Annotated in this window: 11 protein-coding genes and 1 tRNA gene; 7 read left to right on the forward strand and 5 right to left on the reverse strand. The window is 70.7% G+C overall.

Translation table 11 applies throughout. The features are described 5' to 3' along the window. Positions 1-176 precede the first annotated feature (176 nt). The 3 genes from V1633_RS08685 to V1633_RS08695 form a co-directional block, all read right to left on the reverse strand. On the reverse strand, positions 177-983 hold the full coding sequence (locus V1633_RS08685) for a WecB/TagA/CpsF family glycosyltransferase (RefSeq protein ID WP_331213664.1): 807 nt from the start codon (positions 981-983) through the stop codon (positions 177-179). A gap of 31 nt (positions 984-1,014) precedes the next feature. Further along, entirely contained in the window at positions 1,015-2,088 is a 1,074-nt protein-coding gene (locus tag V1633_RS08690; RefSeq protein WP_331213665.1) for an NAD-dependent epimerase/dehydratase family protein, read from the reverse strand. 107 nt (positions 2,089-2,195) lie between these two features. Continuing rightward, positions 2,196-2,278, reverse strand: a tRNA-Leu gene (locus V1633_RS08695). A 272-nt stretch (positions 2,279-2,550) separates the two neighbouring features. Between V1633_RS08695 and V1633_RS08700 the strand changes: the two genes are divergently transcribed. The 7 genes from V1633_RS08700 (at position 2,551) to pknB (ending at position 11,556) form a co-directional block, all read left to right on the forward strand. Next, on the forward strand, positions 2,551-3,345 hold the full coding sequence (locus tag V1633_RS08700) for a DUF3662 and FHA domain-containing protein (protein WP_331213666.1): 795 nt from the start codon (positions 2,551-2,553) through the stop codon (positions 3,343-3,345). Positions 3,346-3,349: 4 nt separating this feature from the next. After that, the gene (locus tag V1633_RS08705) at positions 3,350-3,832 is read left to right on the forward strand and encodes an FHA domain-containing protein FhaB/FipA (RefSeq protein WP_331213667.1); all 483 of its coding nucleotides are present in this window, start codon (positions 3,350-3,352) and stop codon (positions 3,830-3,832) included. Continuing rightward, positions 3,829-5,298 carry a PP2C family protein-serine/threonine phosphatase gene (locus tag V1633_RS08710; protein WP_331213668.1) on the forward strand — a complete coding sequence of 490 codons (1,470 nt, stop codon included), beginning with the start codon at positions 3,829-3,831 and terminating at the stop codon, positions 5,296-5,298. Before V1633_RS08705 ends, V1633_RS08710 begins: the two co-directional genes overlap by 4 nt. A 79-nt stretch (positions 5,299-5,377) precedes the next feature. Beyond that, positions 5,378-6,832, forward strand: a complete 1,455-nt coding sequence (locus tag V1633_RS08715; RefSeq protein ID WP_331213669.1) for an FtsW/RodA/SpoVE family cell cycle protein — start codon at positions 5,378-5,380, stop codon at positions 6,830-6,832. Further along, on the forward strand, positions 6,829-8,334 hold the full coding sequence (locus V1633_RS08720; RefSeq protein ID WP_331213670.1) for a peptidoglycan D,D-transpeptidase FtsI family protein: 1,506 nt from the start codon (positions 6,829-6,831) through the stop codon (positions 8,332-8,334). Before V1633_RS08715 ends, V1633_RS08720 begins: the two co-directional genes overlap by 4 nt. 1 nt (position 8,335) lies before the next feature. Further along, the gene (locus tag V1633_RS08725) at positions 8,336-9,775 is read left to right on the forward strand and encodes a serine/threonine-protein kinase (RefSeq protein WP_331213671.1); all 1,440 of its coding nucleotides are present in this window, start codon (positions 8,336-8,338) and stop codon (positions 9,773-9,775) included. Continuing rightward, positions 9,772-11,556 carry a Stk1 family PASTA domain-containing Ser/Thr kinase gene (pknB, locus tag V1633_RS08730; protein WP_331213672.1) on the forward strand — a complete coding sequence of 595 codons (1,785 nt, stop codon included), beginning with the start codon at positions 9,772-9,774 and terminating at the stop codon, positions 11,554-11,556. The genes V1633_RS08725 and pknB overlap by 4 nt, the downstream gene beginning before the upstream one ends. Before the next feature lie 237 nt (positions 11,557-11,793). On the opposite strand, the gene V1633_RS08735 is transcribed toward pknB, so the two are convergent. Both V1633_RS08735 and V1633_RS08740 read right to left on the reverse strand, forming a co-directional pair. Then, the gene (locus V1633_RS08735; RefSeq protein ID WP_331213673.1) at positions 11,794-12,444 is read right to left on the reverse strand and encodes an aminodeoxychorismate/anthranilate synthase component II; all 651 of its coding nucleotides are present in this window, start codon (positions 12,442-12,444) and stop codon (positions 11,794-11,796) included. Between the two features lie 5 nt (positions 12,445-12,449). Continuing rightward, the gene (locus V1633_RS08740; RefSeq protein ID WP_331213674.1) at positions 12,450-12,737 is read right to left on the reverse strand and encodes a hypothetical protein; all 288 of its coding nucleotides are present in this window, start codon (positions 12,735-12,737) and stop codon (positions 12,450-12,452) included. Positions 12,738-12,739 lie beyond the last annotated feature (2 nt).

Genomic DNA, 12,739 nt, shown 5'->3' on the forward strand with positions numbered 1-12,739 from the left:
GCTTGCCCAAACGATAGAGGCGGGCCGGCCGTCGGAGGAACCGGAGGATCGGGTCGTCCGTCGTCGGCTCAGCCGGCGCCGAGCGGTCGGGACACCGGGAAACAGCGGGACGCCGCGTCCGGAGATGTTCTCCTGCGACGCGGCGTCCGGCGAAAGGTGTGGGCCGGGGCTTCGGGTCAGACCGCGAAGCTGGCCGGGCGCTCGGTCGCCGGCGGCGGCGGGGTCGCCTTCCACCAGCCGAGTTTCTGCGCGGTCAGCCGTCCGACGTACGCCGGGTTCAGCACCATGTAGCGGTGGAAGAGCCGCTTCGGCTCCAGACCGAACCGCCACAGCCACTCCAGGCCGACCCGCTGCATCCACGGTGGCGGCTTGCGGAGCAGGCCGGCGTGGTAGTCGAAGGCGGCACCGACCGCCATCAGCGGCATGTCGAGCAGCGGTCGCATGGCGTACGTGAAGACCTCCTGGCGCGGGCAACCGAGCCCGACCAGGACCAGCCGCGCGCCGGAGGCGCGGATCCGGTCGGCGATCTCCGCGTCCTCACCGGGTCGCACCGGGCGGAACTTCGACGACTCCACCCCGGCGATCTTCAGCGCCGGGAACATCCGCTCCAGCTCCGGCACCAGCCGGGCGAGTGTGGCGTCGGTGGAGCCGTACAGGTAGACCGGCATGCCCTCGTCGGCGAACCGGGCCAGCACACTCAGCGTCAGGTCCGGGCCGTAGACCCGCTCGGCCAGGGCGGCGCGGTGCAGCAGGTTGAGCGCCCAGCGGACCGGCTGCCCGTCCGGGGTCACCACGTCGAAGGAGTTGAGCCGGGCGTTGTGCGCCGGATCCAGCACCCCGGTCATCACCCCGTGCACGGCGAGCGCGGTCAGCGCCAACGACCGGCGTTCCCGGCCGGCGGCCACCACCTGCTCGGTCGCCGCCTCGTAGTCGATCGCGTCGACCAGTACGCCGAGGATGTTGCGCTTGCCCCGCGAGATCACGCCGTCTCCTGAATACGCTCGTGGTTCCCGGTCACGACTGCGGCACCCACTTGTCGACGTTGGCCTCGTAGATCTCCTGCAGGATCATCGGCACGTCGTACACCTGCTTCCAGTCCGGGTAGTCGGCCTGGAAGGCGGCGTTGGAGCCGATCCACCACTGGTGGTCGCCGACCCGGTTCGCCTCGACGTACTCGGTGACCATCTCCTGCCCGGTGATCCGCTCGGCCAGCGTGAACGCCTCCCGCATCGAGGTGTTGGAGTGCCGGCCGCCGCCGAGGTTGTAGACCGCGGCCGAGCGCGGGTTGCGGAAGAACGCCTCGAAGGCGGCGACCACGTCGTGGCTGTGGATGGCGTCCCGGACCTGCTTGCCCTGGTAACCGAAGATCTTGTACGTCCGGCGCTCCATGTTGGCCCGCATCACGTACCCGAGGAAGCCGTGCAGCTCGGTGGCGGAGTGCGCCGGACCGGTCAGCGTGCCGCCCCGGAAGCAGGCGGTCTTCATGCCGAAGTAGCGCCCGTACTCCTGCACCATGATGTCGGCGGCGACCTTGGAGGCGCCGAAGACCGAGTGCAGGGAGGCGTCGATCGACATGTCCTCCTTGATGCCGTCGAAGTACGGGTGGTCGACGGAGAGCTCCCACCGGGTCTCCTGCTCGACCAGCGGCAGGCTGTTCGGCCGGTCGCCGTAGACCTTGTTGGTCGAGCAGTGGATGACCGGGGCGTCGATGCAGTGCTCCCGGACGTTCTGCAGGACGTTGAGCGTGCCGCCCGCGTTCACGTCGAAGTCGGTGAACGGGTCGCGCAGCGCCCAGTCGTGCGACGGCTGCGCGGCGGTGTGCACCACCACGGCGACGTCCCGGCCGTACCGCTTGAAGATCGCCGCCAGCGCGTCCCGGTCCCGGATGTCGGCGTCGTGATGGGTGTACGCGTCACCGAGGTCACTGGTGAGCCGTAGCACGTTCCAGGCGGTCGACGCCTCGGCGCCGAAGAACTGCCGGCGCATGTCGTTGTCGATACCGACCACGTCCAGACCGAGCCCGGCGAAGTGCCGGACCGCCTCGGATCCGATCAGGCCTCCGGATCCGGTCACCAACGCGACACTCACACGTCACTCCTGCTCTGAGGGTCGGAAACCACCGGAGCATAGCGCGGTGCCGGCTTTGCCCCGATATGAAGAAGGGGCCCCGTGTTACCACGGAGCCCCTCCAGCGGTGGGGAAGGGGGGAGTTGAACCCCCACGCCCTTTCGGGCACACGGACCTGAACCGTGCGCGTCTGCCATTCCGCCACTTCCCCTTGCGAGGCGTGAGCCCTGCCGACCCTAGCCCTGCCGAGCGGCTCTGATCAAACCGGCCCAACCTCGAGCGCGCCACAGGACTATAACGATCTGTCCGGAGCCCACTCTTCGGCATGTGCCGGGACATACTACGCTGTCCCTACTGCCGCCACGGGCGTTACCGCTCGCGGCGGATGGAAGAGTAGCACGACCAGACCCGGCCCCTGAGGAGAGGCCGGCTGCAGGCGGCCGAGCGGCGTACGAGCTGTACGTGCGGCGGCCGGATACCATCATGTCCTCGGAACCCGAGGAGGAGCCGGTGAGCGTGCTGCAACGCTTTGAGAAGCGTCTGGAGGGCCTGGTCGAGGGGGCCTTCGCAAAGGTGTTCAAAGGGGTCGTGCACCCCGTCGAGATCCTCAACGCGATGCAGCGGGAGGCCGAGGCGCACAAGGCGATCCTCGCTGGCGGGCGCACTCTCGTCCCGAACCGCTACGTGATCGATCTCTCACCGTACGACCACAGCCGATTGGCGCCGTACGCCGCCGCACTCGCCCAGGAGCTGGCGCAGTCGCAGGCGGAGTTCATCGGCGAGCAGGCGTGGACGGTCTACGGCGACGTCATCGTCGAGATCGAGCGCGGCGACGGCCTCGACACCGGCATGTTCCGGGTCACCGCCGAGGTCTACACCGGCGGCGACGTGGCGCCGGTGCACCAGTCCCCGTACGACGCGCCCGGTCAGCCCGCCTACCCGCCCTACGACCAGGGTGGTGGCTACGGCCCGCCGCCCGGGCACGGTCAGGGTGGGCGCAACATCCGGCTGGTCTCCGGCGACGGTCGGACGTACCCGCTGCAGATGGGCTCGACGGTGATCGGCCGGGGCGACCAGGCCAACCTCCGGCTGCCCGACGTCGGGATCTCCCGTCGGCACGCGCGGCTCGACTTCGACGGCGCCCAGGTGGTCCTGACCGATCTCGGTTCGACCAACGGGACGATGGTGAACGGGCAGCGGGTCTCCGCCGTCGCGCTCAACCCCGGGGACATGATCCAGCTCGGTACGACCACCCTGACGTTCCGCGTGGACGGTTGAAACCTTGCCCCCATTCGTTCTGACCGTCGCCAGAATCGGATTCATCGTCCTGCTGTGGATCTTCGTATTCACCGTGGTCGGCGTGATCCGTCGAGACCTGTTCGCCGGAGCGCGGTCCAGCCGCCTCGTCGCCGCGCCGCGTGGGGTGGGGGCCTCGCTCGGGCAGAGCAAACCGGCGAAGGTCAAGCGGGGGCGGGCGGCGCATCAGTTGGTCGTCACCGCGGGGCAGTTGGCCGGCACCCGGATAACCCTCGGTGAAGCTCAGATCACCATCGGTCGAGCGGAGGACTCGACCCTGGTGATCACCGACGACTACGCCTCCGCCCGGCACGCCCGACTCGTGCCCCGGGCCGGGCAGTGGTACGTAGAAGATCTCGGTTCGACTAACGGGACCTACCTCGATCGCGCTAAGGTCACCGGACCTACCCCCGTCCCCCTCGGCGTGCCGATCCGGATCGGCCGCACTTCACTCGAATTACGGCCATGACTCTGACCCTGCGTTATGCGGCGCACAGCGACCGTGGGCTGATCCGAGACGGCAATCAGGATTCCGTCTATGCCGGGCCACGGCTTCTCGCCGTCGCCGATGGCATGGGCGGGATGGCCGCCGGTGACGTCGCCAGCAACATCGTCATCGGTGCCATGGCTCCGCTCGACGAGGACGTCCCTGGTGACGCCCTCGTCGACGCGCTGCGTTCGGCCGTGGACACCGCCAACCAACAGTTGCGCGACACCGTGGACGCCAATCCGCACCTGGAGGGCATGGGCACCACGCTGACCGCCCTGCTCTTCTCGGGCACCAAGATCGGCATGGTGCACATCGGCGACTCGCGCGCCTACCTGCTCCGGGACGGCGAGTTCAACCAGATCACCAAGGACGACACGTACGTCCAGATGCTGGTCGACGAGGGCCGGATCAGCCTGGAGGAGGCGAGCAGCCACCCGCAGCGTTCGCTGCTCACCCGGGCACTGGACGGTCGGGACATCGACCCCGAGTACTCCGTCCGCCAGGTCCTCACCGGTGACCGCTACCTGATCTGCAGCGACGGTCTCTCCGGAGTGGTCAGCGCCGAGACGATCGGCGACACCCTGCGGGAGTACCCCGACCCCCAGCAGTGCGTCGAGCGGCTGGTCCAGCTCGCGCTCCGCGGCGGCGGTCCGGACAACATCACCGTGATCATCGCCGACGCCAGCGACCAGGACATCCTGGAAGCGGCACCGATCGTCGGCGGCGCCGCGTCCCGGGACCGGGGCATGGCCACCTCGGCCGACAGCTCCACCCCGGCCGCCCGCGCCTCGGCGCTCTCCCCGCCCCGTCCGCCCAGCCCGGAACAGACCGAGGCCGACAACGCCGCCGACAACGACGAGGAGCACGACCGGCCCCGCCGACGGCCGCTGAGGACCGCGCTGCTGGTGGTCGCGCTGCTCGCGATCGTGGGCGGCGGCCTGTGGGGCGGCTGGACCTACACCCAGCGGCAGTACTACGTCGGAGCCACCGACGACGGTCAGCTCGCGGTCTTCCAGGGCGTGCAGGGGCGGATCGCCGGCCTCGAACTCAACACCGTGCACCGGCTCAGCGCCACCGAACTCGACGACCTGACCGCCGCCGCGCAGGAGCAGGTCAGGCAGGGCATCGTGGCGAAGGACGCGCCGGACGCCGAACGTCGGCTCGCCGAGCTGACCAACGACGACGGAAGCAACCCCAACCTGAAGCCGATCTGCCCGCCGACCCCCGCGCCGGGCGCCTCCGCCACGCCGGGCGCCTCCGCCACGCCGGGCGCCTCCGCCACGCCGAGCGCCTCCGCCTCGTCGTCGCCACGGCCCGGCAGCCCGACCCCCACCCCCGGCAAATCCGTGCGGGCCTCCGCCACCCCGGCGGACTCACCCGACGCGCCACCGTCCGATCCGCTTCCGCCGGTCACCGATCCGGCGGAGTGCCGGTCGATCGAGTGAGCGTCAGCTCCGACGATCCGAGGGAATCATCGTGACCGCCCCGCCTGGATCGGTAGCCACGCCCGCACCCACGGGCGAGATGCCGCGCGTCCGGTTCACGTCGTCCAGGCGCAACGCCGAACTGGCGCTGCTGTTCTTCGCGATGGCGTTGGTGCTGGCGTACGCGGCGACGGTCGAGGCGACCCTGCTCCAGACGGTGACACTCGACTTCTGGGTGCCCACCGCCGCACTCACGGCGGTGTTCCTCGCCCTGCACGTGGTGGTCCGGTGGCGGGCACCGTACGCCGATCCGGTGCTGGTGCCGGCGGTCGCCCTGCTCAACGGGCTCGGCGGGGCCTTCCTGCGGCGGCTCGACCTGGTCGACCCCGAGCTCCCGCCGCAGGACCGGGCCGATTTCCCGATCTTCGCCGGTGTCGGCGGCCGGCAGCTCGCCTGGACCCTGGCCGCGGTGGTGCTCGCCGCCGTACTGCTGGTGCTGATGCGCGACCATCGGGCGATCTCCCGGTACGCGTACACGCTGGGACTCGCCGGTATCGTCCTGGTGATGCTGCCGGCGGTGCTGCCGCGCAGGTTCTCCGAGATCAACGGCGCCAAGCTGTGGGTCATCGTCCCCGGGCTCGGCCAGATCCAGCCCGGTGAGTTCGCCAAGCTGGCGCTGCTGGTCTTCTTCGCGTACTACCTGGTCCGCAAGCGCGAGGTGCTGTCGCTGGCCAGCCGGCGCTTCCTCGGCATCGACTTCCCGCGCGGCCGTGACCTCGGCCCGGTGCTGGTGGTCTGGGCGGTCAGCCTGCTGGTCCTGATCTTCGAGAAGGACCTCGGTACCTCGCTGCTCTACTTCGGCATGTTCGTGGTCACCCTGTACATCGCCACCGAGCGGGTCAGCTGGCTGATCATCGGTCTGCTCCTCTTCTTCGGCGGCGCGTTCCTCGCCTACTTCCTCGGCAGCACCGTCGGCGGGCCGTTCGCGAACTTCTACCTCCGGGCCGAGATCTGGCTCGATCCGTTCGCCGACCCGCACGACTCCGGCTACCAACTGGTGCAGGGGCTGCTCGGGCTCGGTACCGGCGGCCTGTTCGGCGCCGGGCCGGGCGGTGGACAGCCGGACCTGGTGCCCGAGGTGCACAACGACTTCATCTTCGCCGGCATGGGCGAGGAGATCGGCCTCTTCGGTCTCTCCGCGTTGCTGGTGATCTACCTGCTGGTCGTCCAGCGGGGTCTGCGGGCCGCGCTGGCGGTCCGGGACTCGTTCGGCAAGCTGCTCGCCGGCGGGCTCTCCTTCACCCTGGGCCTGCAGGTCTTCGTCATCGTCGGCGGGATCAGCAAGCTCATTCCGCTCACCGGTCAGACCACCCCGTTCCTCTCCGCCGGTGGATCGTCGCTGATGGCGAACTGGCTGCTCATCGCGACGCTGCTGCGGATCTCCGACGCGGCCCGCCGACCGGTGGAGTCCGGCGGCGCGCCACGGCAGAGCGGGGCACCCGCCGGACCGCCGGTCCAGTTGCACGGCGCCCCAACGGAGGTGATCCGACCGTGAACGCGCCCCTGCGCCGGGTAGGCGTCGTGGTGATGGTCCTGTTCGGCCTGCTCTTCGTCAACCTGAACTACGTGCAGGCCCTCAAGGCCGACGAATACCGCAACAGTGACTACAACGGCCGCGTCCAGGTCGCCGAGTACCAGCGCAAGCGCGGCATCATCGAGGCGGCCGGCACCCCGCTGGCGACCAGCAGGGAGACCGACGGGACGCTGAAGTTCCTCCGGACGTACCCGAAGGGCGAGACCTACGCCCACGTGCTCGGCTACAAGCCCGTCAACCTCGGCGACACCGGAATTGAGGACAGCGAGAACGAGTTCCTCTCCGGCACCAGCGACCAGCTCTTCGCCGACCGGCTGCGAGACCTGTTCACCGGCAAGCAGACCGCCGGTGGCGACGTACTGCTCACCCTCTCGCCCCGGGCCCAGGAGGCCGCCTTCAAGCAGATGGCGGACAACCGGGTCGGTGCGACCAAGGGGGCGGCGGTGGCGATCGACCCGCGCACCGGGGCGCTCCAGGCGCTGGTCTCGATGCCGAGCTTCGACCCCAACCAACTGGTCGACCACAACGTCCAGAAGGCCCAGGCGGCGTACGACAAGCTGCTGGCGGACGAGGACGGCCCGCTGAAGAACCGGGCGCTCTCCGAGGTCTTCCCGCCCGGCTCGACCATGAAGGTCATCATGGCGGCGGCGGCCCTGGAGAACGGCTACACCCCGGACACGGACATCCCGGCCGGCTCCAGCTACCAGCCGCCGACCGGCGGTGTGCCGATCAAGAACGCGGTGCCGAGCATCTGCCCGGAGGCCGAGGTGACGCTGAACCAGGCGCTCACCGAATCCTGCAACACCGGGTTCGCCAAGCTCGGCGTCAAGCTCGGCTCGCAGGTGATCAAGGACGAGGCCCGGAAGTTCGGTTTCGAGGACGAGGAACTCGCGGTCGGCCGGCTGAACGAGGGCGGTCAGTCCGTCGCGCCCAGCCGTACCGGGGACATGCAGGCCCCCGGCGGCCAGGACGACCCGCCCTCGGTCGCCCAGTCCTCGATCGGGCAGAACAACGTCCGGATGACCCCGCTCGAAGGGGCGATGATCGCGGCCGCGGTGGCCAACAACGGCCAGCAGATGCGGCCGTACCTGGTGGACCAGCTGCTCGGTCCGGACCGCACCACGAAGTACTACAAGGCGGCGCCGAAGCAGTTGCGCCAGCCGGTCGGCGCCGACGTGGCCCGCACGCTGCAGAACATGATGGTCAGCGTGGTCCAGAACGGCACCGGCACGAACGCCCGGATCAGCGGCTACCGGGTCGGCGGCAAGACCGGCACCGCCGAGAACGGCGGCAACACCCCCGACCACGGCTGGTTCATCGGCTTCGCGTTGAACGACAAGGGCGAGCCGATCTCCGCCGTCTGTGTCTTCCTGGAGGCCGCCGGCCCCGGTGGCAGTGGCGAGGCGGCGCGGATCAGCGGCGAGATCATGCGCGCTGTCATCGCCGACCGGGGAGGCCGGTGACATGCTCAAGCCCGGGGTGCTGCTCGGCAACCGCTACCGCCTCGACGAGCGGATCGCCGGTGGCGGCATGGGCGACGTGTGGCGGGGCACCGACGAGGTGCTCGGCCGTACCGTGGCGGTCAAGATCCTGCTGCCGGCGCTGCTCGACGAACCAGGCTTCGCCGAACGGTTCCGGGGCGAGGCGCGCACCATGGCGACCATCAACCACCCCGGGGTGGTCGACGTCTACGACTACGGCAGCGACCAGCAGGTCGCCTTCCTGGTGATGGAGTACGTCGAGGGCGACGCGCTGTCCCGGACGTTGAGCCGGGTCGGCCGGCTCACCCCGGCCCGGACGATGGCACTCGTCGCGCAGGCCGCCGACGCGCTGCAGGCCGCCCACGACAAGGGGATCGTGCACCGGGACGTGAAGCCCGGCAACCTGCTGGTCCGGCCGAACGGCACGCTGGTGCTCACCGACTTCGGCATCGCCCGCTCGGACATGGTCGGCCAGCTCACCGCCGCCGGCTCGGTACTCGGCACCGCGTCGTACATCTCGCCGGAGCAGGCGGCCGGCGCGGTCGCCACCCCCGCCTCCGACGTGTACGCGCTCGGCGTGGTGGCGTACCAGTGCCTCGCCGGCCGGCGCCCGTTCGAGGGCAACACCCCCATCGAGATCGCCATGAAGCACGTCCGGGACCACCCTCGGCCGCTACCCGGTGACATCCCGCCGGCGGTCCGGGCGATCGTCGAGCGGTCGATGGCGAAGGACCCGACGACCCGTTGGCAGAGCGCCGCCGAGCTGGCCGCGGTCTCCCGGCAGGCGGCCGCCACCATCGGTACGTCCAGCCAGCCCGCCCGGCCGGCCGTCGCCGTCCCGGTGCCCCCGCACCAGCCGGGTCCGCCGGTGCCGCCGCGGGGTCCGGTCTCGACCCCGCCCGCGCCCCGGGTCGCCTCCGGTCACAGTGCCCGGGTGACACCGACCTTCCCGCCGGCCGTCGCGCCGCACTCACCGGTCGTCCCGCCGCACTCACCGGCCGCTCCGCCGCACCCGGCGGTGCCGGCTCCCCGCCCGCCGGCCGGTGCGGTGCCCGGTCAGGCCGGCTACAACCGGGGCGCCGCGGCCGTGCCGCAGCCGCCCCGACCTCGGGCGGAAGCCTCCTACTCCTACCCGGTGAGGCCGGTCGGCCCGACGTCGACCACACCCTCCGGAAACCGCTCGTTGCTGATTGTGCTCTTCGTCGTACTGGGCCTGTTGGTGTTGATCTGTTCGGGCGTGATTGCCTATCAGTGGAGACAGGGACAGTTGACTGGCGGGATGGCGGGGACGGGCGTGGCGACGGCGGAATCCTGGTCGGTAAGCGGACGCGACGATTCGGGAAACGCGCCGTACCGTCAGGTGGAGCGGGTCGGAAATCCCTGGCCGGGTGACGAGACGAGCGAAGGACGAGACACGAGATGACGGCGCAGGCCCGCCTGCTGGGTGGCAGGTACCAGGTCGGCGAGCTGCTCGGGTACGGCGGCATGGCCGAGGTGCACCGTGGTCGTGACCTTCGGCTCGGCCGCGATGTCGCGATCAAGATGCTTCGTACCGATCTCGCCCGCGACGACACATTCCAGATGCGGTTCCGCCGGGAGGCGCAGAACGCCGCGTCGCTGAACCACCCGGCGATCGTCGCGGTCTACGACACCGGTGAGGAGATCGGCCCGACCGGCGAGACCCTGCCGTTCATCGTCATGGAGTTCGTCAACGGTCGGACGCTCAAGGAGGTGCTCGCCGCCGAGGGACGGCTGATGCCCCGCCGGGCGCTGGAGATCACCGCCGACGTCTGCGCCGCCCTGGAGTTCAGCCACCGGCACAACATCATCCACCGGGACATCAAGCCCGGAAACGTCATGATGACCCAGACCGGCCAGGTCAAGGTCATGGACTTCGGTATCGCCCGGGCGCTGGCCAGCGGGGCGACCACCATGACGCAGACCAGCGCGGTGATCGGGACCGCCCAGTACCTCTCCCCGGAGCAGGCCCGGGGCGAGGCGGTCGACGCCCGTTCCGACGTCTACGCCGCCGGTTGTGTGCTGTTCGAGCTGCTCTGTGGCCATCCGCCGTTTGTCGGGGACAGCCCGGTCAGCGTCGCCTACCAGCACGTCCGGGAGGACCCGCCGGCACCGAGCGACATCAACCCGGACGTGACCCCGCCGATCGACGCGATCGTGCTGAAGGCGCTGTCGAAGAACCCGCTCAACCGTTACCAGAGCGCCGCCGAGATGCGGGCGGATCTGCTCCGCGCGGCGGCGGGCCGCCCGGTGATGGCCACCCCGGTGATGCGCGAGGACGAGACGGTCCGGATGGCGCAGCAGCCGACGGGCCGCCCGGTCTCGGGCGGGAGCCGACCGATGCCGCCGGCGGCCCGGGTCGGCGACGCCCGGCGACGCCGGGCCTCCGCCTGGGTGCTGGCGACCCTGAGCGCCCTCGGTGTACTGGCGGTGATCGCCCTGGTCGCCGCCCTGTACCTGCGGGAGACCCCGACGACGGTGCAGGTGCCGGACGTGGTCGGCTCCACCCGTGAGGTCGCCGCACGCCAGTTGGAGCAGCTCGGGTTCAAGGTCCAGGACGGCCAGCCGGACACCGGCGACGACTGCGAGGTGGGCCAGGTCACCAGGCAGAACCCGGATGCGGGCGGCAAGGTCGCCGAGGCGTCGACGGTCGAGATCGTGGTCTGCGCCGGTCCGGGCACGGTGTCGGTTCCGGCCGGGCTGGTCGGCGGACAGTACGAGTCCGTGGAGGCCCGGCTGAAGGAGGCCGGCCTGAAGATCGATCGCAAGGACGTCGACAGTGAGGCGCCCGAGGGACAGGTCGTCAAGATCAGTCCGGAGTCCGGCAAGGAGGTGAAGCCGGGCAGCGAGGTCACCGTCGAGGTGTCCCGGGGCAACATCGTCGAGGTGCCGAACGTGGTCGGGCTCTCCCCGGACGCGGCGCAGAACCGGCTGCGGGAGGCGGGCTTCCCGTCCCGGCTGGTCGACGGCGACGAGGTCGGCCCGGACGACACTCCGGAGGTCCAGCGGCAGAGCCACACCAGGCCGACGAAGCGGGGCACGACCATCACCCTCACCGTCACGGTGCCCGGGCAGGAGGTTCCCGAGAACCCGCCGCCGACGACTCCGACGCCCACCCCCACGGACGGGACAGGCACCGGCGGCGGGATCCTGCCGCCGCCGATCTCCACACCGCGTAACCGCTGACGATACGGCCGGGCCGGGTCTCCGGCCCGGCCGCTGTCGTCTGTCTGGTCCGGCCCGCCGCTGTCCGCTCCCGGCTGCCGTCGCCCGCCGGTGACCTGGCCCGGCCGTCCGGGCTCGGGGTCGTGACCCGGCCCGGCCGTCCGGACAGGCGGCGGACAGGGCGATCGGCTCCTCGCGGGGCAGCCGTCGTTTCGTGCCGCCGTGCGGTCCGTCGGGTGAGTCGGCGGGTCAGGTCGGTCAGCTGGTGGCGAAGGCCGCCCGGCGCCGGGCGTCGACCTCGGCGGCCAGCGCCGGCGCCCGGTCCAGGGCGGCGGGCAGACCACACCCGGCCAGCCAGTTGGCCAGCAGCAGATGGCCGCCCTCGGTCAGCACCGACTCGGGATGGAACTGCACACCCTCGATCGGCAGGGAGCGGTGGCGCATCGCCATCACCACCCCGGACTCGGTCCAGCCGGTGACCTCGATCTCCGACGGCAACGTCTCCGACGGTACGGCGAGCGAGTGGTAGCGGGTCGCGGTGAACGGATCCGGCAGGCCGGCGAGTACGCCGTCGCCCCGGTGCCGGACCTCGGACGTCTTGCCGTGCAGCAGCTCCGGTGCCCGGGTGACGGTACCGCCGAACGCGGCACCGATCGCCTGGTGACCCAGGCAGACGCCGAAGATCGGCAGCTTGCCGGCGTACTCGTGGATCACGTCGAGGCAGATCCCGGCCCGGTCCGGTGCCCCGGGGCCGGGCGAGAGCAGGATCCCGGCCACGTCGAGCCGGCCCACCTCGGCGACGCTGATCTCGTCGTTGCGTCGTACCTCGCAGTCGGCGCCGAGCTGGCCGAGGTACTGCACGAGGTTGAAGACGAACGAGTCGTAGTTGTCGATCACGAGGACGCGCATCGGGCCTACCTGGTGGGACTGGGCGGTGGGGTGTTGTTCTGTTCCGTGTCGTACGGGATCTCGTGCTCGTCGCCGGGGATCTCCTGCTCCCCCTCGACCCCCGGGTCGCCGCCGGCCGGGTCGTCCCCGGGTACGCCGGACTCGACCTGCACGTCGTCGAACGGTAGCAGCGGCTCGGCCCACGGGAAGACGACGTACCAGAGCAGGGCGAGCAGGCTCGCGGTGATCAGGAGTGAGCCGAGGAGCTTCCCCGGCAGGCCGAACGGCAGCCGTCGCCAGATCCAGGCGTACATGA

The organism is Plantactinospora sonchi, assembly GCF_036422035.1.
In the GTDB taxonomy this organism is placed as follows: Bacteria; Actinomycetota; Actinomycetes; order Mycobacteriales; family Micromonosporaceae; genus Plantactinospora; species Plantactinospora sonchi.

Coding starts and splice junctions, on each gene's coding strand:
- V1633_RS08710 (WP_331213668.1), top strand. CDS start 3,829: ATGACTCTGACCCTGCGTTATGCGGCGCACAGCGACCGTGGGCTGATC.
- V1633_RS08700 (WP_331213666.1), top strand. CDS start 2,551: ATGTCCTCGGAACCCGAGGAGGAGCCGGTGAGCGTGCTGCAACGCTTT.
- pknB (WP_331213672.1), top strand. CDS start 9,772: ATGACGGCGCAGGCCCGCCTGCTGGGTGGCAGGTACCAGGTCGGCGAG.
- V1633_RS08735 (WP_331213673.1), bottom strand. CDS start 12,444: ATGCGCGTCCTCGTGATCGACAACTACGACTCGTTCGTCTTCAACCTC.
- V1633_RS08725 (WP_331213671.1), top strand. CDS start 8,336: ATGCTCAAGCCCGGGGTGCTGCTCGGCAACCGCTACCGCCTCGACGAG.
- V1633_RS08740 (WP_331213674.1), bottom strand. CDS start 12,737: ATGTACGCCTGGATCTGGCGACGGCTGCCGTTCGGCCTGCCGGGGAAG.
- V1633_RS08715 (WP_331213669.1), top strand. CDS start 5,378: ATGCCGCGCGTCCGGTTCACGTCGTCCAGGCGCAACGCCGAACTGGCG.